General features: G+C 56.6%; 18 protein-coding genes. 5 read left to right on the top strand and 13 right to left on the bottom strand.

Annotation, left to right across the window (positions count from 1 at the left end):
- The first annotated feature begins 283 nt into the window (after positions 1-283).
- Positions 284-2,989, top strand: coding sequence for an HTH-type transcriptional regulator MalT (malT, locus tag HX778_RS10970; protein WP_038478006.1), 2,706 nt, complete (start codon positions 284-286; stop codon positions 2,987-2,989).
- Between the two features lie 109 nt (positions 2,990-3,098).
- On the opposite strand, the gene glpD is transcribed toward malT, so the two are convergent.
- Positions 3,099-4,607, bottom strand: coding sequence for a glycerol-3-phosphate dehydrogenase (gene glpD, locus HX778_RS10965; RefSeq protein WP_176981988.1), 1,509 nt, complete (start codon positions 4,605-4,607; stop codon positions 3,099-3,101).
- Between the two features lie 195 nt (positions 4,608-4,802).
- Here glpD and glpE point away from each other — a divergent pair, with 195 nt between their 5' ends.
- The 3 genes from glpE to HX778_RS10950 all read left to right on the top strand — a co-directional run bounded on the left by glpE (position 4,803) and on the right by HX778_RS10950 (position 7,005).
- The gene (gene glpE, locus HX778_RS10960) at positions 4,803-5,129 is read left to right on the top strand and encodes a thiosulfate sulfurtransferase GlpE (RefSeq protein ID WP_008457894.1); all 327 of its coding nucleotides are present in this window, start codon (positions 4,803-4,805) and stop codon (positions 5,127-5,129) included.
- A gap of 278 nt (positions 5,130-5,407) precedes the next feature.
- Complete coding sequence (glpG, locus tag HX778_RS10955) at positions 5,408-6,229, top strand: rhomboid family intramembrane serine protease GlpG (RefSeq protein ID WP_038478000.1); 822 nt, start codon at positions 5,408-5,410, stop codon at positions 6,227-6,229.
- 17 nt (positions 6,230-6,246) lie between these two features.
- Positions 6,247-7,005 carry a DeoR/GlpR family transcriptional regulator gene (locus HX778_RS10950; protein ID WP_038477997.1) on the top strand — a complete coding sequence of 253 codons (759 nt, stop codon included), beginning with the start codon at positions 6,247-6,249 and terminating at the stop codon, positions 7,003-7,005.
- A gap of 149 nt (positions 7,006-7,154) precedes the next feature.
- Here HX778_RS10950 and glgP read toward each other — a convergent pair whose 3' ends face one another.
- The 6 genes from glgP to asd form a co-directional block, all read right to left on the bottom strand.
- The gene (gene glgP / locus HX778_RS10945) at positions 7,155-9,602 is read right to left on the bottom strand and encodes a glycogen phosphorylase (protein WP_038477994.1); all 2,448 of its coding nucleotides are present in this window, start codon (positions 9,600-9,602) and stop codon (positions 7,155-7,157) included.
- Positions 9,603-9,628: 26 nt separating this feature from the next.
- Positions 9,629-11,062, bottom strand: coding sequence for a glycogen synthase GlgA (gene glgA, locus HX778_RS10940; protein WP_038477991.1), 1,434 nt, complete (start codon positions 11,060-11,062; stop codon positions 9,629-9,631).
- 108 nt (positions 11,063-11,170) lie between these two features.
- Positions 11,171-12,454: a glucose-1-phosphate adenylyltransferase gene (gene glgC, locus HX778_RS10935; protein ID WP_038477988.1), complete on the bottom strand. Its 1,284-nt coding sequence runs from the start codon at positions 12,452-12,454 to the stop codon at positions 11,171-11,173.
- A gap of 14 nt (positions 12,455-12,468) precedes the next feature.
- Positions 12,469-14,451, bottom strand: a complete 1,983-nt coding sequence (gene glgX, locus HX778_RS10930) for a glycogen debranching protein GlgX (protein ID WP_176981987.1) — start codon at positions 14,449-14,451, stop codon at positions 12,469-12,471.
- Positions 14,448-16,637: a 1,4-alpha-glucan branching enzyme gene (gene glgB, locus HX778_RS10925; RefSeq protein WP_176981986.1), complete on the bottom strand. Its 2,190-nt coding sequence runs from the start codon at positions 16,635-16,637 to the stop codon at positions 14,448-14,450. The genes glgX and glgB overlap by 4 nt, the downstream gene beginning before the upstream one ends.
- A 260-nt stretch (positions 16,638-16,897) precedes the next feature.
- Positions 16,898-18,004, bottom strand: coding sequence for an aspartate-semialdehyde dehydrogenase (asd, locus tag HX778_RS10920; RefSeq protein ID WP_038477982.1), 1,107 nt, complete (start codon positions 18,002-18,004; stop codon positions 16,898-16,900).
- A 174-nt stretch (positions 18,005-18,178) separates the two neighbouring features.
- On the opposite strand from asd, the gene HX778_RS10915 reads away from it, so the two are divergent.
- Entirely contained in the window at positions 18,179-18,772 is a 594-nt protein-coding gene (locus tag HX778_RS10915) for a YhgN family NAAT transporter (protein ID WP_176981985.1), read from the top strand.
- A 79-nt stretch (positions 18,773-18,851) separates the two neighbouring features.
- Here the strand turns inward: HX778_RS10915 and HX778_RS10910 are convergent, their stop codons facing one another.
- The 6 genes from HX778_RS10910 to HX778_RS10885 form a co-directional block, all read right to left on the bottom strand.
- Entirely contained in the window at positions 18,852-19,286 is a 435-nt protein-coding gene (locus tag HX778_RS10910) for a hypothetical protein (RefSeq protein ID WP_176981984.1), read from the bottom strand.
- A gap of 116 nt (positions 19,287-19,402) precedes the next feature.
- Positions 19,403-20,743, bottom strand: coding sequence for a gluconate transporter (gene gntU / locus HX778_RS10905; RefSeq protein ID WP_038477973.1), 1,341 nt, complete (start codon positions 20,741-20,743; stop codon positions 19,403-19,405).
- Positions 20,740-21,273 carry a gluconokinase gene (gene gntK / locus HX778_RS10900; protein ID WP_038477970.1) on the bottom strand — a complete coding sequence of 178 codons (534 nt, stop codon included), beginning with the start codon at positions 21,271-21,273 and terminating at the stop codon, positions 20,740-20,742. Before gntK ends, gntU begins: the two co-directional genes overlap by 4 nt.
- 149 nt (positions 21,274-21,422) lie before the next feature.
- Entirely contained in the window at positions 21,423-22,418 is a 996-nt protein-coding gene (gene gntR / locus HX778_RS10895; RefSeq protein ID WP_038477967.1) for a gluconate operon transcriptional repressor GntR, read from the bottom strand.
- Positions 22,419-22,512: 94 nt separating this feature from the next.
- Positions 22,513-23,208, bottom strand: a complete 696-nt coding sequence (locus HX778_RS10890; RefSeq protein WP_039298485.1) for a pirin family protein — start codon at positions 23,206-23,208, stop codon at positions 22,513-22,515.
- A gap of 123 nt (positions 23,209-23,331) precedes the next feature.
- A complete protein-coding gene (locus HX778_RS10885; protein ID WP_176981983.1) occupies positions 23,332-24,369 on the bottom strand; it encodes an oxidoreductase in 1,038 nt (345 codons plus the stop codon).
- Positions 24,370-24,735: the final 366 nt, after the last annotated feature.

Genomic DNA, 24,735 nt, shown 5'->3' with positions numbered 1-24,735 from the left:
GCGGCGATGTAACAGGTTTCAGTCTTGCCGGCGCAAGGAGTGAGCAATCGTCTTCATGAAAAAAATGGAACTGTGACAGGGTGCAACTTACCGAGCACGGAAAGTTCAACAACCTTGCAATAAGCGACATTCTGGCCGACCTTATCCGTAAGCATTAATTACGAAGCGTAAAAAAAATCGCATCCTTGAACTTTTCCCTCCATGATTCCTTCTGCAACGCGGTAATTCCGCCCTGCGGCGCGGATGATGCCGGGGAAATTTATACACAGTGAAGTGATCAACTATGTTAATCCCATCCAAATTAAGTCGCCCTGTTCGGCTGGAAAACACTGTGGTTCGCGATCGCCTGTTGGTGAAGCTTTCGACCGCCGCCAACTACCGCTTAGCGCTGATCGCCAGCCCTGCCGGTTATGGTAAAACGACGCTGGTCTCACAGTGGGCGGCCGGGCGAAAAGAGCTGGGCTGGTACTCGCTCGACGAAGGCGATAACCAGCAGGAGCGCTTTGCCAGCTACCTGATTGCCGCCGTGCAGCACGCTACCGGCGGGCACTGTATAAGTAGCGAAATCATGGCGCAAAAACGGCAATATGCCAGCCTGTCCTCGCTTTTTTCCCAACTTTTCATCGAGCTGGCGGGATGGGATAAACCGCTGTATCTGGTGATTGATGATTACCACCTGATTGCCAACCCGGTGATTCATGAAGCGATGCGCTTTTTCATTCGCCACCAGCCGGAAAACCTGACGCTGGTGATCCTGTCGCGCAACCTGCCGCAGCTTGGTATCGCCAACCTCCGCGTTCGCGACCAACTGCTGGAAATCGGCAGCCAGCAGCTCGCCTTCACGCACCAGGAAACCAAACAATTCTTTGATAACCGCCTGGCAACGCCTATCGAGCAAGCGGACAGCAGCCGCCTTTGTGATGACGTTGCTGGCTGGGTCACCGCCCTGCAGCTGATTGCCCTGTCCGCTCGCCAGAGCAATACGCCGGCCCAGCATTCCGCACGCCGGCTGTCGGGGATTAACGCCAGCCATCTTTCAGACTATCTGGTGGATGAGGTGCTGAATAACGTTGATGCCGACACCCGCAACTTCCTGTTAAAAAGCTCTATCCTGCGCTCGATGAATGACGCGCTGATAGTCCAGGTGACCGGCGAAGAAAATGGCCAGATGCGTCTCGAAGAGACCGAGCGCCAGGGCCTGTTCCTGCAGCGCATGGACGACTCCGGCGAATGGTTCTGCTTCCATCCTCTGTTTGGCAGCTTCCTGCGCCAGCGCTGCCAGTGGGAGCTGGCCGCAGAGCTGCCGGATATTCATCGCGCCGCGGCCAAAAGCTGGATGGAACAAGGCTTCCCCAGCGAGGCGATCCACCACGCGCTGGCGGCGGGCGATGCCAATATGCTGCGCGATATTCTGCTGGGCCACGCATGGGCGCTGTTTAACCATAGCGAACTGACGCTGCTGGAAGAGTCGCTCAAGGCGCTGCCGTGGGAAAGCCTGCTGGAAAACCCCAAACTTGTGCTGCTGCAGGCCTGGCTGATGCAAAGTCAGCACCGCTACAGCGAAGTAAACACCCTGCTGGCGAGAGCCGAGCAGGAAATGAATTTAGTTATCGACGACACGCTGCACGGCGAATTCAACGCCCTGCGGGCCCAGGTCGCCATCAACGCGGGTGACCCGGCAGAAGCCGAACGTCTGGCAATGGTGGCGCTGGAAATGCTGCCGCTGGCCAATTTTTACAGCCGCATCGTCGCCACCTCGGTTCACGGCGAGGTGCTGCACTGCAAGGGAGATCTCACTAAATCGCTCTCCGTTATGCAGCAAACAGAGCAGATGGCACGCCGCCACGATGTCTGGCATTACGCTTTATGGAGCCTGATTCAGCAAAGCGAGATTCTGCTGGCTCAGGGGTTCCTGCAGGCCGCCTGGGAAACGCAGGAAAAAGCTTTTGTGCTGATCCGCGAACAGCACCTCGAACAGCTGCCGCTGCATGAGTTCCTGCAGCGCATCCGCGCTCAACTGCTCTGGGCATGGGCACGGCTGGATGAAGCCGAAGCGGCAGCACGCAGCGGAATGGAGGTGCTTTCCAGCTTCCAGCCACAGCAACAGCTGCAGTGCCTGGCGCTGCTGGTGCAGTGTTCTCTGGCGCGTGGTGACCTGGATAATGCCCGGAATCACCTTAACCGCCTTGAAAATTTGCTTGGGAACGGTCCCTGGCACAGCGACTGGGTCTCTAACGCCGATAAGGTGCGGGTGATTTACTGGCAAATGACCGGGGACAAGAAGTCGGCGGCCAACTGGCTGCGCCTGACGCCAAAGCCTGAATTTGCCAATAACCACTTCCTGCAAAGCCAGTGGCGTAACATCGCCCGTGTGCAAATCCTGCTGGGCGAGTACGAGCCGGCAGAAATGGTGCTGGAAGAGCTAAACGAAAATGCCCGCAGCCTGCGCCTGATGAGCGACCTCAACCGCAACCTACTGCTGCTAAACCAGCTTTACTGGCAGGCAGGGCGTAAAAGTGACGCTCAGCGAGTGCTGCTGGAAGCGCTGTCGCTGGCAAACCGCACGGGGTTCATCAGCCACTTCGTGATTGAAGGGGAAGCCATGGCGCAGCAGCTGCGCCAGCTCATTCAGCTCAACACGCTGCCGGAGCTGGACCAGCATCGCGCTCAGCGCATCCTGCGCGAGATAAACCAGCATCATCGCCACAAGTTTGCTCACTTTGACGAAAGCTTTGTGAACCGCTTGCTTAACCACCCGGAAGTACCGGAGCTTATCCGCACCAGCCCGCTGACGCAGCGAGAGTGGCAGGTACTGGGGCTGATTTACTCAGGCTACAGCAACGAGCAGATCGCCGGGGAGCTGGACGTCGCGGCAACGACCATCAAAACGCATATCCGAAATCTGTATCAGAAGCTCGGCGTGGCGCATCGTCAGGACGCGGTACAGCATGCGCAGAAATTGCTGAAGATGATGGGGTATGGGGTTTAGCTGGAAAGATTCTGGAGACGAGTTCTAACCCTCACCCCGCCCTCTCACTTTTAGGGAGAGGATTCGGGTGAGGGGAAAGCCCAAAACAATATTACCGGTTCAAAGCTATTTAAGACGCCAGTGACAACCCTGACTTAGCCGCCTGCTTTACCAGCCACTGCGACACCCGAGTCTGCTGCTCTTCATTCAGCCACATACCCAGCTTGGTGCGGCGCCAGAGCGCGTCTTCCGCGCATTTTACCCACTCGTGCTCGACCAGGTAGCGCAGCTCGGCTTCGTAAAACTCATGGCCAAACTCTTCGCCCAAATCGCTCAGGCTTTTGGCATCGCCCAGCACCAGATCGCTGTTGCTGCCGTAGGTGCGCGCCAGGCGGCGGGCAAGGCTTTCGGTCAGGAAACCGTGACGGCGGCGCAGTTTTGCCGCGTAGTCATCGCGATCGCCGCCGATATCACCGCCGGGCAGACGGCTCTCTTTAGTCCAGGCCGGGCCGATATTCGGGTAGTAACGCTCAAGCTTATCCAGCGCGTGCTCGGCCAGCTTACGGTAGGTGGTCAGCTTGCCGCCGAAGACCGACAGCAGCGGAGCCTGGCCGTTTTCGTCATGGATATCCAGGGTGTAATCGCGGGTTACGGCCTGCGGAGAATCCGACTCGTCGTCACACAGCGGGCGCACGCCAGAATAGGTCCAGACGATATCGTCTTTGGTTAGCGTCTTTTTGAAGTGAGCGTTGTAAACGTTCAGCAGATAGCTCACTTCTTTATCGTCAATTTGCACCGCTTTCGGGTCGCCGTGGTACTCCACGTCCGTGGTGCCGATGATGGAGAACTCATCCATCCACGGGATTACAAACACGATTCGTTTGTCTTCGTTTTGCAGGATGTAGGCCTGCTTCTGGGTATGCACGCGTGGCACCACAATGTGGCTGCCTTTGATCAGGCGGATACCGTAAGGCGACGGCAACTGCAGGCCTTCGTCAAAGAAGGTTTTCACCCACGGCCCGGTAGCGTTCACCAGGCCTTTCGCACGCCAGGTGAAGGTTTCGCCGGAATCAATGTCCTGCGCTTCAACCACCCACATGCCGTTTTCACGAGTCGCTTTAATAGCGCGGGTACGGGTTTTCACCTCACCGCCTTTGCGGGTCACCATCTGGGCATTGGCCAGCACCAGGCGAGCGTCATCCACCCAGCAGTCGGAATATTCGAAACCGCGCACGATTTCAGGCTTCAGCACGGAGTCTGCGCCAAAACGCAGGCTGGCAGAAGCCGGGAGGCTGGTGCGTTTGCCCAGATGGTCGTACATAAACAGGCCGGTACGGATCATCCACGCCGGGCGAAGATGCGGGCGGTGCGGCAAACGAAAGCGCATCGGGAAGGCAATATGTGGTGCCATTTTCAGCAGCACTTCACGCTCGGCCAGGGCTTCACTGACCAGTCGAAACTCGTAATGTTCCAGATAGCGCAGGCCGCCGTGAATCAGCTTGGAGCTGGCGGAGGAAGTGGCACAGGCCAGATCCTGTCCCTCCAGCATTAACACGGATAACCCGCGGCCAGCGGCATCCGCCGCAATACCGGCGCCGTTGATTCCACCGCCAATAACAATCAGATCTTTGGTTTCCATGTTGCCCTCACGCACTTTCGTTAAAGCTCAAAAATGTTCGATATCGCTCATAATAGCAAGTGTTCGTCCGCTTTGGTAACGAAATAAAAACATTTCTACGTGATATGGATAACATATTGGCGTTAATATCAGCGCCAGCGGGGCGCTATGCCTTAACATGCCCCTTGTTTCCTTTCTTTCTCGACGAGTAAAACCATGGATCAATTTGAATGTATTGGTGTGGAAGAAGCACACCAGAAACTCCAGCAGCAGCAGGCGGTATTAGTGGACATCCGCGATCCGCAGAGCTTTGCCATGGGACACACGCCGGGGGCTTACCACCTCACCAACGACACGCTGGTGAATTTTATGCAGCAAACCGACTTCGACACGCCGGTGATGGTGATGTGCTACCACGGCAACAGCAGCAAAGGCGCCGCTCAATATCTGCTGCAGCAGGGCTATGACCAGGTCTATAGCATCGACGGTGGCTTTGACGCCTGGCACCGTCACTTCCCGGCCGAAGTCGCTCACGGCGCGTAAAGTTCAGCCGTTTTCGCTCCCTGCGGGTATACTGCTTGCCCTAATAAAAGCTTTACCCTGGATAATTTGAGTCGTAGGAAGGCGGCAAGTGAGCTCACGCTCAGGAGCTTACATAAAGTAAGTGACTGAGGTGACAAATCTGCCGGGAGCAGATTTGAACGCTGCCAGCAGCGGCCCTGAAAGGGTGAGGCTCATGGATGAGCCGAATAGCTGAGTGAAGACGGTGCCCCTACGGCTCGAAGTATGACGGGTAAATAGACGAAGTTGGTTAAACTTTCATGATCATGATTACCTCTTTCGCCAACCCGCGCGTTGCGCAGGCTTTTGTCGATTACATGGCAACTCAGGGCGTTATTCTTACTATTCAGCAGCATACTCAAAGCGATGTCTGGCTGGCGGATGAAAGCCAGGTGCAGACTGTGCGCGCAGAGCTGGAAAGGTTTGTCGCAAATCCTGGCGACCCGCGCTATCAGGCCGCCAGCTGGAGCACCGGCCACAGCGGCGTAAGCTTCAGCTATAAACGCTATCCGTTCTTCGCCACCATCAAAGAGCGTGCCGGTCCGCTAACCCTCCTCGTTATCGGCCTGTGTATCGCGCTTTTTGTGCTGCTGAATATCGTAGGCTTCGGCCCGGTGATTTCCGTACTTGGCTGGCCGCTCGTACCCGAGCAGCGCTTTGAGTTCTGGCGCTATTTCACGCATGGACTACTGCATTTCTCCTTGATGCATATCCTCTTTAACCTACTATGGTGGTGGTATTTAGGCGGTGCGCTGGAAAAACGCCTCGGCACCGGCAAGCTGCTGACGCTGACGCTTATCTCCACCCTGCTGAGCGGCTTTATGCAGGCGAAATTTACCGGCCCGCTGTTTGGCGGCCTGTCGGGGACGGTGTTTGCGCTGATGGGCTATGTCTGGCTGCGCGGAGAGCGGGATCCCGACAGCGGGCTACAGATGCAGCGTGGCCTGCTGGCCTTTGCCGTCATCTGGCTGGTTATTGAGGTCTTTACTCAGTCAGCCGTTATTCCAGCCCACCTGACCGGCATGCTGGTCGGGCTGGCGATGGCGCTGGTAGATACCCTGAATGCGCGAAAACGAACATAAAAATGCTGGAGTAGCTAGTGAAGCAGACACAACGTCATGACGCGATTATTGAGCTGGTTAAGCAGCAGGGATACGTCAGTACCGAAGAGTTGGTGGAACAGTTTGCCGTCAGCCCGCAAACCATCCGCCGTGATTTAAACGACCTGGCCGACCAGAATATGATTCTGCGTCATCACGGTGGCGCCGCTCTGCCGTCCAGCTCGGTCAACACTCCGTGGCACGACCGAAAGGCAACACAGACCGCCGAGAAAGAGCGCATTGCGCAGAAGGTGGCCAGCCAGATCCCGAACGGCGCCACGCTGTTTATCGACATCGGTACCACGCCGGAAGCGGTGGCGCATGCGCTGCTTAACCACAGCAATCTGCGCATCGTGACCAACAACCTCAACGTGGCTAACACGCTGATGGTGAAAGAAGACTTCCGTATTATTCTGGCCGGGGGCGAACTGCGCAGCCGCGATGGCGGTATCATCGGCGAGGCCACGCTGGACTTTATTTCCCAGTTCCGCCTCGACTTCGGCATTCTCGGCATCAGCGGCATCGACAGCGACGGCTCACTGCTGGAGTTTGACTACCACGAGGTTCGCACCAAGCGCGCGATTATCGAAAACTCCCGCAGCGTGCTGTTAGTAGTCGATCACTCGAAGTTTGGCCGTAATGCGATGGTGAATCTGGGCAGTATTAGCCTGGTGGATACCGTATATACGGACGTGATGCCTCCTGCGGGGGTGATGCAGGTGATTAAAGAGAATAACGTGCAGCTGGAGCTGTGCTGAGGTTTGTACGCTCAGTGAGGAAGCTTTACGTTCAAATCTTCCCCTCACCCCGGCCCTCTCCCCAAAGGGGCGAGGGAGAAAAAATGCTATGGGAAACATTGTTTATCCCCTCTCCCACGCGGGGGAGAGGGTTAGGGTGAGGGGGAAACCTACAATCTCACCGGCTTAATATGCCAAATCTCATCGGCGTACTCCTGAATCGTCCTGTCAGACGAGAAATACCCCATATTGGCAATATTGTGCATGGCGTGAATCGTCCACTCCTCCGGCTGCTGATAAAGCTCATCAACCCGATCCTGGCAATCCACATAGCTACGGTAGTCCGCCAGCACCTGATAGTGATCACCAAAGTTAATCAGCGAATCCACTAAATCCCGATAACGCCCCGGCTCTCCGGCACTGAACGCGCCGGTTGCGATTTGGGTCAGCACCTGACGCAGCTCTTCATCCTTCTCGTAATACTCTCGAGGGTTATAGCCCTTGCGGCGCAGCTCCTCGACCTCTTCCGCCGTATTACCGAAGATGAAGATATTGTCCTTACCGACGTGATCGAGCATTTCAACGTTCGCACCGTCCAGCGTGCCGATAGTCAGCGCCCCGTTCAGAGCAAACTTCATGTTGCTGGTGCCGGAGGCCTCGGTACCCGCCAGCGAGATTTGCTCAGAGAGATCCGCCGCCGGAATAATCAGCTGGGCAAGGCTGACGCTGTAGTTGGGGATAAACACCACTTTCAGCTTATCTTTCACCTGCGGATCGTTGTTAATGACCTCCGCGACGTCGTTGATAAGATGAATGATGTGCTTCGCCATGTAGTAGGCAGACGCCGCTTTGCCCGCAAAAATGTTCACGCGCGGCACCCATTCAGCCTCCGGATTGGCCTTGATGCGGTTATAGCGGGTTATCACGTGCAGCACGTTCATTAGCTGGCGCTTGTACTCGTGAATACGTTTGATCTGCACGTCGAACAGCGCATCCGGGCTAACCACCACGTTGAGCTGCTGCCCGATATACGTCGCCAGCCGTTTTTTGTTGCTGAGCTTGGCCTTGCGCACCGCCTGATGCACCGTCGGGTAATCAATATGCTGCTTCAGGTCGTTCAGCTGGCTCAGGTCCGTACGCCACGTCTGGCCGATGTTCTCGTCCAGCACTTCGGACAGCGCAGGGTTGGCGAGCGCCAGCCAGCGGCGAGGCGTCACGCCGTTCGTTTTGTTGCTAAAGCGCATCGGGAAGATGCTGGCGAAGTCGGCAAACAGCGACTGCACCATCAGATTGGAGTGCAGCTCGGAAACGCCGTTCACCTTATGGCTGACCACCACCGCAAGCCAGGCCATGCGCACGCGCCTGCCGTTGGACTCATCGATGATAGACGCTCTGCCCAGCAGCCCGGTGTCGTTCGGGTACTGCTCCTGCAGCGTCTTCATGAAGTAGTCGTTAATCTCAAAGATTATCTGCAAATGGCGCGGCAGGATCTTGCCGAGCATATCTACCGGCCAGGTTTCCAGCGCCTCGCTCATCAGCGTGTGGTTGGTGTATGAGAACACCTGGCAGGTGACCTCAAACGCCTCTTCCCACTCAAACTTATGCTCGTCAATCAGCAGCCGCATCAGCTCCGGAATCGACAGCACCGGGTGCGTGTCGTTCAGGTGAATCGCCGTTTTCTCTGCCAGATTGGCGTAGGTTTTATGCAGCTGATAGTGGCGGCTAAGGATGTCCTGCATGGTTGATGAAACCAGGAAGTATTCCTGACGCAGACGCAGCTCGCGCCCCGAATAGGTTGAGTCATCTGGATAAAGCACGCGGGACACGTTCTCGGAATGGTTTTTGTCCTCCACCGCCGCGAAGTAGTCGCCCTGATTAAACTTACCGAGATTGATCTCGCTACTCGCCTGGGCGTTCCACAGCCTTAGTGTGTTAGTCGCGTCGGTGTCATAGCCCGGGATAATCTGGTCATAGGCCACCGCAAGAATCTCTTCGGTCTCGACCCAGCGGGCTTTTTTCCCCTCCTGCTGAATTCGTCCGCCAAAACGCACCTTATAGCGCGTGTTATGGCGCTTAAACTCCCATGGGTTACCGTATTCGAGCCAGTAGTCCGGCGACTCTTTCTGACGGCCATCAACAATGTTCTGCTTAAACATGCCGTAATCGTAGCGAATGCCGTAGCCGCGCCCCGGCAGCCCCAGGGTCGCCAGCGAATCGAGGAAACAGGCGGCGAGACGGCCAAGACCGCCGTTGCCAAGGCCGGGGTCGTTCTCCTCGTCAATCAACTCTTCCAGATCAAGTCCCATCTCTTCGAGGGCGTTTTTCACATCTTCATAAATACCGAGAGAAAGCAGCGCGTTCGACAGCGTGCGCCCGATAAGAAACTCCATCGACAGATAGTAAACCTGGCGAACTTCCTGCGAGAGCTGGGCACGGTTGGAACGCAGCCAGCGTTCAACCAGCCTGTCTCGCACGGCAAATAGCGTGGCGTTAAGCCATTCGTGTTTATTGGCGATGGCAGGGTCTTTCCCCACCGTAAACATCAGCTTATAGGCAATCGAGTGTTTCAGCGCCTCGACGCTTAGCGTGGGTGATGCATAGGAAAAGGGTGCATTCATATCAGTGATTCCTGGTGTATGGGTAATTACAACAAGCGTTGATAAAGGTCGCGGTATGACTGCGCCGCTACCTGCCAGCTAAAATCCATATTCATCGCCTGCCGCTGCACAAAACGCCACAGTGACGGACGGGACCACAGCACGAAAGCACGCCGGATCGCGCGGAGCAGCGACCAGGCATTACTGTCTTCAAAAACAAAACCGGTTGCCACACCGTCAGCCAGGTTCTCCAGCGAAGTATCCGACACGGTGTCGGCCAGGCCACCGGTTCGCCGCACCAGCGGCAAGGTGCCATATTTCAGGCCGTAGAGCTGGGTTAAGCCGCAGGGCTCAAAGCGGCTCGGGACTAAAATCACATCGGCACCGCCCATGATGCGGTGGGAAAATGCCTCGTGATAGCCAATCTGGACGCCGACCTGGCCGGGATGCTCGGCCGCCGCCGCCAGGAATCCTTCCTGCAGCACAGAGTCCCCAGCCCCCAGCAGCGCCAGCTGGCCGCCCTGCTCCAGTAATCCGGGCAGCGCCTCAAGCACCAGGTCCAGCCCTTTTTGGCTGGTTAACCGGCTGACCACGGCGAACAGCGGGACTTTGTCATTCACCTTCAGCCCCATCGCCACCTGCAGCTGACGTTTGTTTTCAGCTTTCTCTTCCAGCGAGTCGCGGGTGTAGCGCGAGGCCAGCAGCAGGTCGCTTTCCGGATTCCAAATCTTGCCGTCGACGCCGTTTAAAATGCCAGACAGCTTCCCTTCACGCTGGCGCTGGCGCAGAAGCCCTTCCATGCCGTAGGCAAAGTGCGGATCGGTTATCTCACGCGCATAGGTAGGGCTGACGGCGGTAATATGATCGGCGTAAAAAAGCCCGGCCTTCAGGTACGAAATCTGGCCGTGGAACTCCAGCCCGTTCATGTCGTAGAACCACCACGGCAGATCGATTTCACTTAAGTGATGTGCATAGAACATGCCCTGATAGGCAAGGTTATGCACGGTAAATACCGACTTCGCAGGGCGCCCACGCGCCGCCAGATAAGCCGGTGCCAGCCCGGCATGCCAGTCATGGGCATGCACGATATCGGGATGCCAGAAGGGATCCAGCCCACAGGCCATTTCCGCGCCGACCCAGCCAAGCAGCGCAAAGCGCAGCACGTTGTCCTGATAAGCAAACTGATTGGTGTCGTGGTACGGGCTTCCGGGGCGCTCATAGAGATGCGGGGCATCAATCAGGTAAACGCCAACGCCGTTATAGTGGCCGTAGAGCAGGCGCATGTCGCCCGCGAACGTCTGTCGATGGGCAACTACCTGAATATCTTCGATTCCCCGCCGAACGTCGGGAAAAGCGGGCAGCAGGACGCGCGTATCGACGCCGCCGGCAATCTGCGCCGCCGGCAAAGCGCCCAGCACATCCGCAAGGCCGCCTGTCTTCAGTAGAGGAAACATCTCGGAACAGACATGTAAGACCTGCATTATCGCTCCCATTTGGAAAGTCGCGGCGCCGGTCTGGATCATCAGGCAGCGCCAAACGATAAAATAACCGCGCACGGCATGGCCGTGCGCAGGCCAATCTTCTTCGCGCTAGCCCTGCAGCTTCGCCAGCATCTCGCGCGTGACCAGTACAATGCCCTCTTCAGAGCGGTAAAAACGGCGAGCGTCCTCTTCTGCATTTTCGCCTACCACCATCCCTTCCGGGATCATGCAAGCGCGGTCGATGATGCAGCGACGCAGTCGACAGGAGCGTCCGACGATGACGTCGGGCAGCAGAACGGACGAGTCGATATTGCAAAAAGAGTTGATGCGCACGCGCGGAAACAGCACCGACTGCACGACCACCGAGCCAGAGATGATGCAGCCGCCGGACACCAGCGAGTTCAGCGTCATGCCGTGGCTGCCGGAGCGATCCTGGACGAACTTGGCGGGCGGCAGCGGCTCCATATGGGTACGGATCGGCCAGGCCTGGTCATACATATCCAGCTCGGGCATCACCGAAGCCAGATCGAGGTTCGCTTTCCAGTAGGCTTCCAGCGTTCCGACGTCGCGCCAGTAGGGCTCGGCGTTAGGATCGGACTGCACGCAGGAGAGCGGGAACGGGTGGGCGTAAGCTTCGCCCGCCAGGGTGATTTTCGGAATGATATCTTTGCCAAAGTCATGGCTGGAGTTTTCATCCCGATCGTCTTCTTCCAGCAGCCTGAACAAGTAATCGGCGTCAAAGATGTAGATCCCCATGCTTGCCAGAGACCTGCTGCTGTCGTTTGGCATGGTTGGCGGGTTTTCCGGCTTCTCCACGAAAGCGATAATTTTTTCGTCAACGTCCACCGCCATAACGCCAAACGCCGAAGCTTCATGCACCGGCACCGGCATACAGGCGACGGTACAGCGCGCGCCTTTCTCGACGTGGTCGATAAGCATGCGCGAGTAGTCCTGCTTGTAGATGTGGTCCCCGGCGAGGATCACCACGTACTCGGCGTTATAGCGGCGGATAATATCGAGGTTCTGGGTCACGGCATCGGCCGTTCCGCGATACCAGTTTTCACCGTGTACGCGCTGCTGGGCGGGCAGCAAATCAACAAACTCGTTCATCTCTTCGCTAAAGAAAGACCAGCCGCGCTGGATATGCTGCACCAGGGTGTGTGATTGATACTGAGTAATCACCCCAATGCGGCGAATGCCGGAGTTGATGCAGTTGGATAGCGCAAAATCAATAATGCGGAACTTGCCGCCAAAGTGGACCGCAGGCTTGGCGCGCGTCGACGTGAGATCCTTCAGTCGAGTCCCGCGGCCACCCGCCAGAATTAACGCAACGGATTTGATGGGCAGCTGGCGGGCCAGCATCAGCGGATCGTTTTTCTCAAACCTGACCATAACGAACTCCTTTTTCATGACTTGTGGAACACGCAGACTCCGTGCGCGGGACCATGCCATACAACCATCACGACCGGGTTGTCCTCTCCGGCAAACGGAGGAACGGCGTGCCATTCCCCCTCAGGTAGAACGATGTCCGCAACTTCTTCGGTCGCGTTAATAGCGATAAGCCAGCGATCGGACAGCTGGATTTGCAGGCGGTGGACCCCGTTTTGCCACTCATCGGCGCTCAGGGGCTGCGCCTCTTTATTCAGCCAGAGAACGTTGTCGTCGCCCTCTTCCCACCAGCGGTTGGCGGTCAGCGCCGGGATAGCCTGCCGCAGGTGAAGGAGCGCCGCCGTAAAGGTGGTTAACCCGTCGTTTCCCTGCTCCCAGTCAAGCCAGGTCAGCACGTTGTCCTGGCAGTAGGCGTTATTGTTGCCGTGCTGGCTATGCCCGTGCTCATCCCCGGCCAGCAGCATCGGCGTTCCCTGCGAGAGCAGCAGCGTGGTGAGCAGCGCATGCACGCTGTCCCGACGCCGTTCCTTGGTAATCAGGTTGGCTTCAAGCCCTTCAAAACCATAGTTATTACTAAAGTTGCTGTTGGTGCCGTCGCGATTATCTTCGCCGTTGGCTTCGTTATGTTTCTGGTTAAAACTTACGCAATCCCGCAGCGTAAAACCATCATGAGCGGTAATTAAATTAATGCTGGTGGAGGGTAACCTTTCGCCATGGCGATAAACGTCGCTCGAGCCGGCAAAGCGGCAGGCGAACCCGCCCAAAGAGAGATCCTGCTGGAGCCAGAAGCGACGCATCCCGTCCCTGAAATGATCGTTCCATTCGGCGAACAGCGGTGGGAAATTGCCGACCTGGTAACCCCCCTGACCGATATCCCAGGGCTCGGCGATAAGCTTCACCTGCGACAGGTGAGGATCGTTTTTGATCGCCTCAAACAGCGGCGCATCCTGCCGAAATTCCGGCGTGCGCCCCATCACCGAGGCCAGATCAAAACGGAAACCGTCCACGTGGAAGCTGTCTACCCAGTAACGCATACAGTCCGTCATCTGGGCCACCACGCCCGGCGTGCTGAGGTTCAGGGTATTTCCGCAGCCGGTCCAGTTCTGGTAATCGCCGTTGTCCATTAACCAATAATAGCTACGGTTGTCGATTCCGCTCAGCGACAGGGTTGGGCCGTCCTTGTCCAGCTCCGCGCTGTGGTTCAGGACAATGTCGAGGATCACTTCAATCCCGGCCTTGTGCAGCGCTTTGATGGCGCCTCTTAGCTCGTTGGCCGCGTTGTGGGGGTTCTGGTCTATCGCGTAGTAACTTTCAACGGCATAGAAAGCGCGAGGGTTGTAGCCCCAGTAGTTACTCAGCCCCAACTGCGAAATGCGGGGCTCGGTAACGAAGTGCGCCACGGGCAGCAGCTCAAGCGCCGTGATCCCCAGCCGTTTGAAGTAATCAGTCATCACCGGGTGCCCCAGCGCCGCATAAGTCCCGCGCTGCTCTTCCGGGATGCCGGGATGAAGCAGCGTCAGCCCGCGAACGTGGGCTTCATAGATAACCGTGTTGCCCCACGGCGTTCGAAGCGGCCGATCGTCTTCCCAGTCAAATTTTTCCCTGACCACCACGCACTTGGCCATGTGCGGGGCACTGTCCTCGAGGTTGGGTTCATCATAGCCGCAGTGAAAATGCGGATGATCTTCGGCCCCGCCCACCACCACGCGAGCGCAGGGATCGAGCAGCAGCTTCGCAGGATTAAAGCGATGGCCATTTTCAGGCTCCCACGGCCCGTGAACCCGGTAGCCGTAGAGCAGCCCCGGTTTACCTTCCGGCAGATAGCCATGCCAGATGTCTCCCGAGCGCGAGGGCATGTCGTAGCGCTTTTCGTGTCCGTGTTCATCAAACAGGCACAGCTCGACCTTTTCGGCATGCACCGAATAAAGGGTGAAGTTAACGCCCTTACCGTCGTAATACGCCCCAAAGGGAGCCGGGCTACCTTGAGCCAGCTGCGTCATGCATCGCCCTCCCGAATCAGCCAGAGGGTAGACAGCGGCGGCAGCGTGATAGAGAGCGAATGATCGCGACCGTGGCTTGGCACCGCCTCGCTGCGCACCGTGCCGCTGTTGCCGGCGTTACTGCCGTGATAATGCATCGAGTCGGTATTCAGCTCTTCACGCCAGCGCCCCGGCTGGTTGATGCCGAAGCGGTAATGGTAGCGAGGTATCGGCGTAAAGTTGCTGGCAACGATGACCTCGTTGCCCTCGGCGTCACGGCGCACGAAAATAAAGACCGAATTCGCCTTGTCCTCCACCACCAGCCATTCAAAGCCGTAGTCGTCAAAATCCATTTGATGCAGCGCCGCGTGTCGCCGGTAGGTATGGTTCAGATCGCGTACAAGGCGCTGCACGCCGTGGTGCCAGTTATCCCCGCCCTGCAGGAGATGCCAGTCAAGGCTGCTGTCGTGGTTCCATTCGCGCCCCTGGGCAAACTCGTTGCCCATAAACAGCAGCTTTTTGCCCGGAAATGCCCACATCCAGCCGTAGTAAGCGCGCAGGTTAGCGAACCTCTGCCAGGCATCTCCCGGCATGCGGTCGAGAATCGATTTTTTGCCGTGCACGACTTCATCGTGCGAAAGCGGCAGGACAAAGTTTTCGGTGCCGTTGTACAGCATCCCGAAGGTCATTTTGTCGTGGTGATACTGGCGGTAAACCGGGTCCAGCTTCATGTAGTCGAGCGTGTCGTGCATCCAGCCCAGGTTCCACTTAAACCAGAACCCCAGCCCTCCCATGCTCGGCGGGCGAGAGACGCCGGCAAAATCGGTGGACTCTTCCGCCATCGTCACCGCGCCCGGCGTTTGCTCCCCGATGATGCGGTTGGTATTGCGCAGAAATTCAATCGCTTCCAGATTTTCGCGGCCGCCGTACTCGTTCGGAACCCACTCGCCTTTTTCCCGGCTGTAGTCGCGGTAAATCATCGAGGCGACGGCATCCACGCGCAGGCCGTCAATGCCAAAACGTTCAATCCAGTAGAGCGCGTTGCCCACCAGATAGTTACAGACTTCACGGCGGCCATAGTTGTAAATCAGCGTGTTCCAGTCCTGGTGATAGCCCTCACGCGGGTCGCCATGTTCATACAACGAGGTGCCGTCGAACTTAGCCAGCCCCGCGTCATCCGTCGGGAAATGGCCCGGCACCCAGTCCAGCAAAACATTAAGCCCGGCTTCGTGGGCCGTTTGCAGGAAGTAGAGGAAGTCGTCGCGCGTGCCAAAACGGCGCGTCGGGGCGTAAAGCCCCTGCGGCTGATAGCCCCAGCTGCCGTCAAACGGATGCTCGTTGACCGGCAGCAGTTCGAGATGGGTGAATCCCATTTCTTTGACGTAGGGGATCAGCTGCTCCGCCAGCTCGCGGTAGCTGAGCCAGAAGTTATTGTCGGTATGGCGACGCCAGGAGCCGAGATGAACCTCATAGATTGAGATGGGCTGGTCAAAGCCGTTGGCTTTCTGCCGCTCGGGGCTGAGCGTGGTTTTCTCCGGCAGGCCGCAGATAAGAGAAGCCGTTTCGGGGCGCATTTGCGCTTCAAAAGCGTACGGGTCGGCCTTAATACGCAGGTGCCCATCGGCATCCAGCAGCTCGAATTTATACAGCTGTCCGTTGTGCGCGCCGGGGATAAACAGCTCCCAAATGCCGCTTTCTTTGCGCAGCCGCATCGGGTGTCGGCGGCCGTCCCAGTAGTTAAACTGACCCACGACGGAGACTCTTCGGGCGTTCGGTGCCCAAATAGAGAAGCGCGTTCCGGTCACGCCGTCCATCGTGTCAGCATGCGCACCCAGCATTTCATAGGGGCGTAGATGCGTGCCTTCGGAAAGCAGCCAGCTGTCCAGCTCCTGAATCAGCGGGCCAAAACGATAGGGATCGTCAATCAGGTTTTCCTGACCGTGCCAGACAACGGCAAGCTGGTAGCGAAAGGCATTTTTACGGCGAGGAATCAGCCCACAAAAGAAACCCCGGGAATCGAGGCACTCGAGCTGGCCCACTTTTCGCCCGGTTTTTGGTTCGATAACCCAGACTTCAGTGGCGTCAGGCAGCAGCGCACGGACTTCAAGCCCGGCGTCCGTTTGGTGCATCCCCAGCAGGGAAAACGGATCGGCAAAATGACCCGCAATTAGCGCATTGATCACGTCTCTTTCCGGCAGAACAGACATGGCATTTTCCTTTTTTATGTGTCACCAACAACCTGCGCTACGCCGCCGCGCGGGTACGACACTTATCATTGACCTGACGAACGGCGCTTAACTCCTGTCAGCCGGTTCGCCCAATACTCGCCAAAACGCAGACGCGTGATGACTTAAGCATAGCCAACGCTTTCCTGGCTCCTCGTGAAATAAATTAATGACTTTCGTTGTACCTTAAATTGCAGGCAAAAAAAGAGAGGCCATAAGGCCCCTCAGTTAAATAAGTGTAATTATGCGAGCGACCGCAGCATTCTGCGCAGCGGCTCGGCGGCGCCCCACAGCAGCTGGTCACCGACGGTGAACGCAGAGAGGTACTCCGGCCCCATGTTCAGCTTACGCAGGCGGCCAACGGGCGTTGACAGCGTGCCGGTTACCGCAGCAGGCGTCAGCTCACGCATGGTAATCTCACGATCGTTTGGCACCACTTTCGCCCACGGATTGTGCGCGGCCAGCAGCTCTTCCACGGTTGGGATAGAAACGTCTTTCTTCAGCTTGATGGTAAACGCCTGGCTGTGGCAGCGCAGCGCGCCTACGCGCACGCACAGGCCGTCAACCGGGATAGCGGTTGAAGTCGCAAGAATTTTGTTGGTCTCTGCCTGGCCTTTCCACTCTTCACGGCTCTGGCCGTTATCGAGCTGCTTGTCGATCCACGGGATCAGACTGCCGGCCAGCGGCACGCCGAAGTTATCCACCGGCAGCTTACCGCTGCGGCCAAGTTCGGTAACCTTGCGCTCGATATCCAGAATAGCGGAAGCCGGGTTTGCCAGCTCGGTAGAGACTTCGCCATAAAGCTGGCCCATTTGGTTCAGCAGTTCACGCATATGACGCGCGCCGCCGCCGGAGGCCGCCTGGTAAGTCGCCACGGAAACCCAGTCAACGAGGTCGTGGGCAAACAGGCCGCCAAGGGACATCAGCATTAAGCTTACGGTGCAGTTGCCGCCAACAAAGGTTTTGACGCCTTTGTTCAGGCCTTCCTGAATGACGTGCTGGTTGACCGGGTCGAGGATAATAATCGCGTCATCTTTCATGCGTAGAGAAGAAGCTGCGTCAATCCAGTAACCTTGCCAGCCGCTTTCACGGAGCTTTGGATAGATTTCGTTGGTATAATCGCCGCCCTGGCAGGTCACTATGATATCCAGCGCCTTCAGCGCTTCCAGATCAAATGCGTCCTGCAGTGTACCGCCGGTGGTGCCGGCAAACGTAGGGGCTGCCTGCCCAAGCTGGGAAGTGGAGAAGAAAACCGGACGAATGGCGTCAAAATCGCGCTCTTCCACCATGCGTTGCATGAGCACAGAGCCGACCATACCGCGCCAGCCAATAAAACCAACATTTTTCATAGCGACTTAATCCTGCAGAGATGATTGCGTGTGTAAGCGCTGGCAGTGAGCCAGAACATCACTCCACCTTACAAAATGCAGCCAAAGTCGCAAGTGAAATTAATCAATGATATCCGCCGTGTCAGAAACAAAGCTTATTAATAGAAACTACTTGCCAGATTTTGGGGAAAACAGATGACTGAAATCATATCCGCCGCGGTGCTCCTGATCCTGATTATGGACCCGCTGGGCAACTTGCCAATCTTTATGTCGGTGCTGAAACACACGGAGCCAAAGCGTCGCCGGGCCATTATGATCCGCGAACTGCTTATTGCTCTGCTGCTGATGCTTATCTTCCTGTTTGCCGGGGAAAAAATTCTTGGTTTCCTGAATTTGCGGGCCGAAACCGTGTCGATTTCAGGCGGCATTATTCTGTTCCTTATCGCCATTAAGATGATTTTCCCAGGCCAGGAAGGCAGTTCTTCCGGTTTACCCGCCGGGGAAGAGCCGTTTATCGTGCCGCTGGCGATCCCGCTGGTTGCCGGCCCTTCACTGCTCGCCACGCTGATGCTGCTGTCTCACCAGTACCCAAACCAAATGAGCCATTTAGTCGCCGCGCTGATGCTGGCCTGGGGCGGTACCGTCGCCATTCTGCTGCAATCTTCCCTGTTCCTGCGCCTGCTGGGTGAGAAAGGGGTTAACGCCCTTGAGCGCCTGATGGGGCTGGTGCTGGTGATGATTTCCACCCAGATGTTCCTGGATGGGATCAGAACGTGGATGCGTGGGTAAGACCAACCCTCACCCTAACCCTCTCCCTAAAAGGGAGAGGGGACGAATCGAGTCCTGCTCCTAACCCCCTATTTCCCCCTCACGAACACATATACCGATACGGCCCCGGCTGGCACGCTCGCAGCAAGAGATGAAGATTTTCCTGCTTCAGCGTATACATGCCGCCAAATAACGGATCGACAATCAGCCACCCCGGCACGCCGAAGAAGATGATGTTGCCAAAGAGATACCAGTTGCTAAAACGGGTTTCCAGCGGTAGCGACAGGGAGTAATACCCTTCATGTTTTAGCCTCAACGTGTAGTTTTTCTTCCCGAAGTAGCTGCCGTCCGTCTTTTTAAGCGTCACGGACTGGGGGGTAATGCCCTGTGCGGCAATCTCTCCCTTGCCATCAAAAATCGTAAAAGCAGCGCGCTTTGGCGTACTGTCGATATACACCGTGGCGTCATTATTGCTAACCAGCGTCGCGCAGCCGGTTAACAGCGGCAATAACAGTAAGAAGAGTAATTTTTTCATGCGGCGCTCCTTTTTTAATAGGGAATAAGAGCGTCACGGGAAGAGCGAAGCTTAACCCGTAAAAGCAAAACACCCGGCAATTGCCGGGTGTTTTTAGCGGGAGCGGAAGAGAGAGATTAAGACAGCAGGCTGAACGCAATCATCCCGACAATCGCCCCGGTGGTGCCGAGGATGGTTTCCATCATCGTCCAGGTCTTCAGCGTTTGTGCTTCGGTCGCGCCGGTAAATTTACCGAACAGCCAGAAGCCCGCGTCGTTCACGTGGCTCACCACGATAGAACCCCCCGCGATACAGATAGACAGAGCCGCCATCTGCGCGCCGTTATAGTTCAGCTGCTCGATAACCGGCATCACCAGACCAACGGCGGTCAGGCAGGCCACGGTAGCGGAACCCTGAATGATACGTACCGCAGCGGCCAGCACGAAGCAGGTAATCGCGATAGGCAGGCCCATGCCGGTCAACGCTTCACCCAGAGCCGGACCCACGCCGGAGTCAACCAGCACCTGTTTGAACACGCCCCCGGCACCGATAACCAGCAGGATAATACCCGCAGGCTGCAGCGCCTGGCCGCATACCGCCATCACTTTTTCTTTGTCCATACCCTGACGATAAGCCAGGCCATAAATAGCCACCAGGCAGGCCACCAGAATCGCGGTGAACGGGTGACCGATGAATTCCAGCCATTCATACAGCGTAGAACCTGGCGCGGTAAAACGAGCGGCGATGGTTTTCAGGCCAACCAGCACCAGCGGCAGCAGGATCAGAGACAGGCTGAAGCCAAAGGATGGCAGCTTGCCTTCGCCCAGATGCGGCTCGGAGATATCGTCCGGGATTTCCAGCGAAACAAATTTGCTGATGAAGTTCCCGAACAGCGGGCCGGCGATAATCATGCCGGGGATCGCGGCGCACAGGCCAATCAGGATCATCCAGCCGAAGTCAGCGTGCATCTGTGATGCCAGCAGCATTGGCGCAGGCCCTGGCAGCAGGAACGCGGCAGCAGCGGCTACGCCCGCAAACAGAGGGATAACCAGCTTCACCAGATTGGTTCCGGTATGGCGCGCCATCGAAAACGCGACGCTTATCAGCAGCACGATGGCTACTTCAAAGAACAGCGGCAGCGCACAAATCAGGCCAGCCAGGCCAATGGCGTAATGCGCGCGGCTGTGGCCGAAGGACTTCAGCATCTTGACGGCAATCTGATCCACCGCGCCGGTTTCATGCAGAATTTTGCCGAACATAGCGCCGAGGGCGACCACAATCGCCAGGAAGCCCAGCGTACCGCCCATGCCTTTCTGCATGGTGTCGGCGATTTTGTCGAGCGGCATGCCGGAGAACAGCCCGGCACCAATAGAAACCACCATCAAAGCAACGAAGGCGTGCATACGCGCCTTCATCACTAAAAACAGCAGGAGCAGCACGGAGCCGACCGCGGTTAAAACAAGCGTTAATGTACTCACTCTGCGCTGCCTTGGTTGATTAATGCGAGGGTGCTGGCGACAACGCCGTCCAGCGGCTGGTCGATATCCACGATCAGCACGTCTTTTTCATCCGCCTGCGGCTCTTGCAGGGTTTCGAATTGGGTTACCAGCATCTGGGTTTTGAAGAAGTGACCTTTACGCGCTTTCAGGCGGCTTTCAATCACCCCGAAGTCACCTTTCATATAGATAAAGGAGAGGTTCGGGTTGCCGTCGCGCAGCAGGTCGCGATAGTGCTTTTTCAGCGCCGAGCAGACGATCAGCGAAACCTTGTTGGTGCGCTGCATCGCAAACGCGGCGTCATTTAACGCCTTCAGCCACGGGGTACGGTCGTCGTCGTTCAGCGGCTCGCCGGAGGCCATTTTCAGGATGTTGCTGCGGGGATGCAGGAAGTCGCCGTCGAGAAACGCGGCGTTCAACTGGTGGGCAACTTCGCTGGCAACGGCGGATTTGCCGCTGCCGGAGACGCCCATCAGGACGTAAATGTGGTGGTCGTGATTAGTAGTACTCATGATGGCTCCGACTCTGACACAAAGCAATGCGCCTGGTTTGTTACGGGTAACTGTTACCGATAACATTTTCCGGTCTGGCTGAGCAATAAGCAATAACCATTAGCTTGCAAAGTGTATAAGTGTGAGCTGTATCAAATAAAATTTTCGGCTTAGATCGAGCCGCCGGGCGACAGCGTAAAGCCTAAATCGAGCATTTTTGGGGTAATGATCTCACCGCGAATTCGCGCCAGCAGACGCTCTGCCCCGATACGCCCCATGCGCTCTCGCGGGGTGAGCACGCTCGCCAGCCGCGGCTCCATCACCTGCCCGATGTCATGGCCGTGGAAACCGGCAATCGCCATATCTTCCGGAATGCGCAGGCCCTGGCGCTGGCATTCAAACGCCGCACCAATCGCTAAGTCATCGTTGGTGCAGAAGATACTGTCGAGCTGTGGATATTCCCGTTTCGCCTGACGCAGCAGCTCAATACCGGTGGAATAAGAAGAGGAGTTTTCAATCATCACGCTGTACGGCGTCAGCCCGGCGTCGAGCATCGCCTGCTCGTAACCTTTTTGCTTGATGAGGGTACGTTCGTCGAGGCGCGCGCCAAGATAGGCAACGTGCTTATGCCCACGGGAAATAATGTTGGCCGTCATTTGGCGAGCCGCTTCGAAGTTATCAAAGCCCACGGCGATATCCAGGCAAGGAGAGACGCTGTCCATCAGCTCCACCACCGGAATACCGGCAACTTCAATCATTTTCAGCGTTCTGGGCGTGTGGTTGCGCTCGGTCAAAATCAGCCCGTCGATGTTCCAGGACAGCATGGATTCCAGACGCTCCTGCTCCAGCTCCGGCTTATAGCCGTAGTGGGCGAGCATGGTCTGGTAGCCGTGGGCATCGATGACGTTTTCAATGCCGCGCAGCACTTCGGCGAACACCTGGTTGGTCAGCGAAGGAAGCAGGACGCCGATGGCCCGGCTGGTTGAATTAGAAAGAATATCCGGCGCACGGTTCGGGATATAGCCCAGTTCATCTAACGCGGCGGCAATTTTAACCTGCAGCGCGGCAGATACCTGGTCAGGATTACGTAAGAAACGGCTGACCGTCATTTTGGTCACCCCAACGCGATCCGCAACATCCTGTAGTACCGGTCTTTTCTTTTTCATCGTCCTGCTTGGCTTATGAAGTTTCGACAGCCGAGTTTAGCACGGACAAAAGAAAACCCGCCCCTTTTTCAGGGGCGGGTTGTGACGGGTAACGTTATACCGGAGGCAGATCGAACAGCAGGATCTCGCTCGCTTCGCTGGCATGAACGGAAATCGCTTGTTCATCCCAGACCGCGATCGCATCGCTGGTTTTTGCCTGCGTGCCGTTAATAGACACGTCGCCTTTCACTACCTGGATCCAGACGCGGCGGTCGGCCGGAATCTGATACACAGACTGCTCGTCTTTAGCCAGCGCCCAGCGGGACAGCTCCATATCCTGATAAACCTTCAGCGAGCCGTCGCGTGCATCCGGAGAAAGCACCAGTTGGCGCCCCTGAGGAGCATCAAACCGACGCTGATCGTAACGCGGCGTAATCCCGGTTTTTTCTGGAATAATCCAAATCTGGTACAGGCGCAGTGGTTCGGTCTGGCTGGCGTTGTACTCGGAGTGACGGATCCCGGTTCCGGCGCTCATAATCTGGAATTCACCCGCGGGGACACGCTCTTTGTTGCCCATGCTGTCCTGGTGCTCAACCGCGCCTTCCAGCACGTAGGTCAGGATTTCCATGTCTTTATGCGGATGAGTACCAAAGCCCTGGCCCGCATCGATAACGTCTTCGTTAATGACCCGCAGCGCCGAGAAGCCCATAAAATTGGCGTCATAATAGTCGGCAAAAGAGAAGGTATGCCAGCTGTCCAGCCAGCCGTGGTTCGCATGGCCGCGGTCCTGTGCTTTTCTTAAGTAGATCATGTTATGTCCTCCGCAATTCGTTTGATGGGACAAGTGTGGACCCATTTAGCGGAGGATCATAGAGGGTGAAAATTGACTCCTCTGTTCAAAAAAAATGAACGAGTTAGAGGAGTCAAAATACTCTCAGGAGAGGCTTACTGTCGCAGGAGAAGGCTGTTCGAAACCGCGCTCCAGGATTTCCAGGTTGGTGAGAGCTTCAATTTCTCTGACGTAATTAGGCTTGCCGCCGATCAGCGTGTCGTACAGTGCATCGTAGACGCGGCCATAGTCGCCCACTTCCGGCTTCCACTCCTCGCGCACCGTTTCACCGGCTTCGTTAACGTACTCCAACGTGGCTACGCTGCTGTCCGCGCCAAACCCTGGCTCACCCGGCATGATGTAGGCTTTGAGGCTGGTTTCCTGCTGGTCGATGCCGTACTTCACGAACGAGCCTTTGGTGCCGTGCACGATAAATTTCGGGTAATCGATTTTCACCAGGTGGCTGGTTTTCACGATCGCTTTGAGATCGCCAAAGAACAGCTGGGCTTCAAAAGTATCGTCCGGGTTGGCTTTATTGCGCAGGCTGCGGATGTCATAGGCGACGTGTTCCGGGCGGCCAAACAGGGAGATGATTTGGTCCATGGTGTGCACGCCCAGGCCGTAGAAAGCGCCGTCCGCCGGTTGGCCCGGATTCGCGGGCGCATCAGGGCGATACATATCGAAGTGACTTTCAATTTCCACGATCTTGCCGAGCTTGCCGCTCTCGATGGCTTTTTTCATCGTCAGGAAGCAGGAATCAAAGCGGCGATTCTGGTAAGGCGTGACCACCAGCCCCTTCTCGCTCGCCAGAGCAAACAGCTCTCGCGCTTCGGCAAGCGTTGGGGTAAACGGTTTTTCCACCAGCACGTTTTTACCCGCTTCGAGCGCCTTTTTCGCGTACTCAAAATGGCTGTCGACGTGGGTACAAATCACCACCAGCTTGACCTGCGGGTCGTTGAGGATGTCATCAAGCTGGCTGGTAAAGTGGATCCCGGCGTACTGCGGCTGCTGTTCCAGCTCCGGCTTTTCGCTACGGCGGAAGATGTGGGCCACGTTGAGCTTGTCTTTACGGAAGAGTACGAACGGAAGGTGATAGCGGGTGGTACTTTTACCAAAGCCGATGAAGGCACAGTGCAGAGTCATTTCATTATCCTTTTTGATTTGAGCTGCCTGTACCTTACTGCATTTTCCAGCCACGTTTTATTAAAACCGGACAAAGGTTTGCCCAAATTAGTTGGAGTTGTAGCAAGGCGGCAAGGGAAGGCATCCCGATGAGCTTACTTGGGTAAGTGATTCGGGTAACTGAGCGCAGCCAACGCAGCTACGGCTTCAAATAAGAAGACCAAAAGTTTGCCCAAATTAGTTGGAGTTGTAGCAAGGCGGCAAGGGAAGGCATCCCGATGAGCTTACTTGGGTAAGTGATTCGGGTAACTGAGCGCAGCCAACGCAGCTACGGCTTCAAATAAGAAGACCAAAAGTTTGCCCAAATTAGTTGGAGTTGTAGCAAGG

This window comes from Cedecea sp. P7760, from assembly GCF_013386425.1.
Classification (GTDB): domain Bacteria; phylum Pseudomonadota; class Gammaproteobacteria; order Enterobacterales; family Enterobacteriaceae; genus Cedecea; species Cedecea selenatireducens.
This window is presented reverse-complemented; position numbering and strand designations above follow the sequence as displayed.